General features: G+C 70.6%; 5 protein-coding genes. 3 read left to right on the top strand and 2 right to left on the bottom strand.

Annotation, left to right across the window (positions count from 1 at the left end; all coding sequences use genetic code 11):
• Positions 1–310 precede the first annotated feature (310 nt).
• Positions 311–1,015, top strand: coding sequence for a PadR family transcriptional regulator (locus RMN98_RS18200; RefSeq protein WP_309650232.1), 705 nt, complete (start codon positions 311–313; stop codon positions 1,013–1,015).
• 14 nt (positions 1,016–1,029) lie between these two features.
• On the opposite strand, the gene RMN98_RS18195 is transcribed toward RMN98_RS18200, so the two are convergent.
• Positions 1,030–1,197, bottom strand: a complete 168-nt coding sequence (locus RMN98_RS18195) for a hypothetical protein (protein ID WP_309650231.1) — start codon at positions 1,195–1,197, stop codon at positions 1,030–1,032.
• A gap of 67 nt (positions 1,198–1,264) precedes the next feature.
• Here RMN98_RS18195 and RMN98_RS18190 point away from each other — a divergent pair, with 67 nt between their 5' ends.
• Positions 1,265–2,479 (top strand): acyl-CoA dehydrogenase family protein, encoded by a 1,215-nt coding sequence (locus RMN98_RS18190; RefSeq protein ID WP_309650230.1) that lies wholly within the window; start codon positions 1,265–1,267, stop codon positions 2,477–2,479.
• A gap of 302 nt (positions 2,480–2,781) precedes the next feature.
• Positions 2,782–3,183, top strand: a complete 402-nt coding sequence (locus RMN98_RS18185; protein ID WP_309650229.1) for a hypothetical protein — start codon at positions 2,782–2,784, stop codon at positions 3,181–3,183.
• Positions 3,184–3,361: 178 nt separating this feature from the next.
• On the opposite strand, the gene RMN98_RS18180 is transcribed toward RMN98_RS18185, so the two are convergent.
• Positions 3,362–3,603, bottom strand: a 242-nt coding sequence (locus RMN98_RS18180; protein ID WP_309650228.1) for a GNAT family N-acetyltransferase, incomplete at its 5' end; no start/stop codon positions are given.

Genomic DNA, 3,603 nt, shown 5'->3' with positions numbered 1-3,603 from the left:
GCTGCGAACTCCGGAGACACCGGCACTCCATCCTTGGCCATGCCCCAGGCTCGTCCAACCAGGGCCACACAGCCGATCAGGTGTCCGCGATGTCTTGAGACTTAATGTGTCCGCGATGTCCTGAGCCTTCACACAGCGCTCCAACGCTGCCTCCGGCACACGACCCGACGACCCGACCGACCCCCCTTGCCCGCGACCGATTGTCGGCGTACGCTCACGATATATCGCGAGCAGTCGCCGACAGTCATCCGGACAGCCAGGCCGACCGCGATAGCCCAGAACAAGACACAGACACGAAGGAGGTCCCGAGATGGGACACCCAGGACGCAACAAGCAGTGGGCCCGAGGGCCCGAGAACCCCTGGCAGCAGCACCGCGGCGGACGCAGCGGCGGCAACGGCTGGGACATGACCGGCTGGGGTCGCCCCGGCCACGGCGGTCCGCCGCCGTGGATGGCCGGCCTCTTCGGCATGGGTCGTCCCGACGAGCGTCGCGGCCCCCGGGTCCGGCGCGGCGACGTCCGCTCCGCGATCCTCGACGTGCTCCGCGAGGCGGCGCTCAAGGAGGAGCCGGTCAACGGCTACCAGGTGATCCAACAGATCGCCGAGAAGAGCAAGGACGCCTGGCGTCCGAGCCCCGGGTCGGTCTACCCGACCATCCAGCAGCTCGAGGACGAGGGCCTCGTCGAGACCGACGAGGGGCGCGGTCGCCGCGCCCTGCGGCTCACGGCCGAGGGAGCGACGTACGTCGCCGAGCACACCGACGAGCTCGCCGGGGTGTGGGCGCCGTTCGAGCGCCGCGAGAAGGCGGCTGAGGAGAGCGGTCCGGGTGACCTGAAGCCCGAGATCGGCCAGCTGATGGGTGCCGTGTGGCAGATCGTCACCTCCGGCTCCGAGCAGCAGCGCACGGCCGCCATCGAGGTGCTGGTCGACACCCGCCGCAAGCTCTACGGGATCCTCGCCGACGGCGCGGCCACCGACGGCTCCGACGAGGAGGACACCTCAGCCGAGCGCTGAGCCTCGACCCAGCGTCACCAACGACCTGTCCGGCACCTGCCGGGCAGGTCGTTGCCGTGTGCCGCCGACTCGGCGAAGGGCGCGACGAAGGCGTCGAGGTCGGCGCCGGCGTCGGTCGCGACGTAAGCAGCGACGACGGGTGGCAGGTCGGTCAGCGTCAGGTCGGTCCTGAGACGAGTCAAGCCGTCGCCACCGACAGTCCCCGGGATCACCGCACAGGGCCTTCCGCCAGTGGTTACCCTCCAGTACGTGACGACTCCCTCCTTCGAGCTCGGCCCCGACCACCTCGAGCTGAAGTCCTGGCTCCACGAGTTCGCCGCGGAGGTGATCCGACCGGCGGCCCACGAATGGGACGAGCGCGAGGAGTTCCCCTGGCCGGTGCTCGAGGAGGCCGCCAAGGTCGGCATCTACTCCCTCGACTTCTTCGCCACGCAGAGCTTCGACACCACCGGCCTGGGCATCCCGGTCGCGATGGAGGAGCTCTTCTGGGGCGACGCGGGCATCGGCCTGGCCATCGTCGGCACGGCGCTCGCCGCGGCCGGCGTCTCCTCCAACGGCACGCCCGAGCAGGTCGGTGAGTGGGTGCCGCAGATGTTCGGCGAGCCCGGCGACCTCAAGCTCGGCTCCTTCTGCTCCTCCGAGCCCGACGCCGGCAGCGACGTCGGCGCCATGCGCACGCGCGCCCGCTACGACGAGGCGACCGACGAGTGGATCATCAACGGCACCAAGACCTGGGCCACCAACGGCGGCCTGGCCGACGTGCACGTCGTGACCGCCGTCGTCGACCCCGACCTTCGCACGCGCGGGCAGGCGAGCTTCGTCGTACCCCCGGGCACGAAGGGGCTCAGCCAAGGACAGAAGTTCGCCAAGCACGGCATCCGCGCCTCGCACACCGCCGAGGTCGTGCTCGACAACGTGCGCGTGCCCGGCCGCTGCCTGCTCGGCGGCAAGGAGAAGCTCGACGCCCGCATGGCCAGGGCCCGCGAGGGCGCCAGCTCGAGCGGCAACGCCTCGATGGCGACCTTCGAGCGCACCCGTCCCGCTGTCGGGGCCCAGGCGATCGGCATCGCGCGCGCGGCCTACGAGGTGGCGCTCGACTACGCCAAGACCCGCGAGCAGTTCGGCAAGCCGATCATCGAGAACCAGGCGATCGCCTTCGCGCTGGCCGACATGGCCACGCAGATCGAGGCCGCCCGGCTGATGGTGTGGCGCGCTGCCTGGCTGGCCAGCCAGGGCAAGCGTTTCGACAAGGCCGAGGGCTCAATGTCCAAGCTCTTCGCCGGCGAGACGGCCGTGCGCGTGACCGAGAAGGCCATGCAGATCCTCGGCGGCAACGGCTTCACTCGCGAGTACCCTGTCGAGCGCATGGCCCGCGACGCCAAGATCTACACGATCTTCGAGGGCACCTCCGAGATCCAGCGGCTGGTCATCGCACGCACGATCTCCGGCGCCCCCATCCGGTAGGAGCCGGTACGACGAGGAGCGGGCAGTGGCGAGGTGTCGCTCCGTCCGCGACACCGCCCTGACGTCGTCGTACGACGAGCAGTGATCGCCTGTGCATGGATTCCGCATGAGGAACGACAGATCACCCCCTCCCTGTGGCACCCGACGCAGCGACCGGGGTTGACCGGTCGGCGGGGGAGTGGCCCGAACGGACTAGTACGACCGGGCCGTTTTTCCTCAGACGGGCGACAGGCGTGCCGACATGACTCTTGGATGAGGGTCCCCCCCACCCGGTCCTTCGGCACGACCTGAGGAGTCACCCCATGAGCTTCCCCCCGAGCGCCACCCTGACGAGGACCGTCTTCGACGTCCTCGACTCGGTCAACGTCAACCGCGAGACCGACGCGGGCGTCGTCGCCCAGCACGTCGGCCGCTTCGACCGCGCGTCCGACTTCAACGCCGGCCTCGTCCTGGTCAACGACGGCACCGGGTGCGCCGGCACCTTCGGCGTCGTCGTGCGTGCCCTGCTCACGGATGCGCTGACGCGCGGGCCGGTGCGTGCGATGGTCGGCTACTGGGTCGACCCGGCTCCGGCCCTGGGGCGCCCGGACTTCTCCTTCGTCATGGCGACCGGCGAGATCGCGCGCCACGACGGCGACACGATCGAGTTCTCCGACGGCCACCGGATCACCCTCGGCGCCGACCTCGTCGCCGTCCTCGTCTGAACCCTTCGATCCAGCCGAGTCGGCGCGCCCTGGTACACGCCTCGTGACGATCACGACCCGGACCCGGTCGGCTCCGGGACGTCATGCGGTGCGTGGAGTCGCATCCTCTGTCCGTATGACGTCCTGCCCCCCGAGCCCGAGCCCGAGCCCGAGCCCGAGCGGAGAGCCGAGGCGCAACCTAGGGGCCGACCTCGACCGCGCGGTTGACCCACGTTGACGTGACGCTCATGCCGACCTTCTCGTAGAGCCCGAGCGCCCCGGTGCGCGAGTCGGTGGACCGCGCGGAGCGCACGGCGCCGTGCGTGCGCCCCGCCGCGAAGGCGTCGACGAGCAGCGCCTGGGCGAGCCCGCGTCCGCGCTGGTCGGCGCGGGTGGCCAGCCGGTCGACGTAGGCCTCCTTCTCCTCGGTCAGCAGCACCA

The organism is Nocardioides sp. (assembly GCF_031397825.1).
In the GTDB taxonomy this organism is placed as follows: domain Bacteria; phylum Actinomycetota; class Actinomycetes; order Propionibacteriales; family Nocardioidaceae; genus Nocardioides.
Note: the sequence above shows the minus strand (reverse complement) of the source record. Positions and strands in the feature narration are given on the sequence as shown.